Raw genomic sequence first — 507 nt, forward strand, 5'->3', positions numbered from 1 at the left:
CTGTCAGATGTTATGTTTAGCTTCGATTCAGTTCCGGCTGTAATCGCTGTGGCTAAAGATACTGCCGTTGTCTATTCCGCCATGCTCATGGCTGTGCTTGGCCTTCGTGCTCTATTCTTTGTGCTGGAAGCGCTGATGAAGCACCTCTGTCACTTGGAGAAAGCCGTTGTTGCAGTCCTTGTATTCATTGGCATCAAGCTTATCGCCGAGCCATTGGGCCTTGATATTAGCCCTCTGTTTAGCGTTGGCGTTGTCATCGGACTTCTGGCCCTGGGCGTAATCTCTTCTCTGGTATTCCCAGCAAAAAGCGAAGAAGCCTGAACGGTTGAGCAGTGCGAAGAGTTCCAAAGATGGTGGGTCGATATCAATCGTGCTTACGATAATGATGAAGACGCACAGGAATTGTATTCAAGAAAAGAATACATCAGTAAGCTGAAGAAGTTCTGTTAATATTTCAAGCATTTCTTCATATCGTTGTAGACTTAGCATTCTATTGAATGAGTGCTT

General features: G+C 45.4%; 1 protein-coding gene. It reads left to right on the forward strand.

Features of this window, described 5'->3' with window-relative positions; translation table 11 throughout:
* The coding region (locus tag HK417_RS24730; protein WP_439957943.1) for a TerC family protein at nt 1–321 on the forward strand (321 nt) is incomplete at its 5' end.
* Nucleotides 322–507 lie beyond the last annotated feature (186 nt).

Origin of the sequence: Modestobacter marinus, from assembly GCF_019799945.1 — a bacterium.
Taxonomy (GTDB): Bacteria; Actinomycetota; Actinomycetes; order Mycobacteriales; family Geodermatophilaceae; genus Modestobacter; species Modestobacter marinus_B.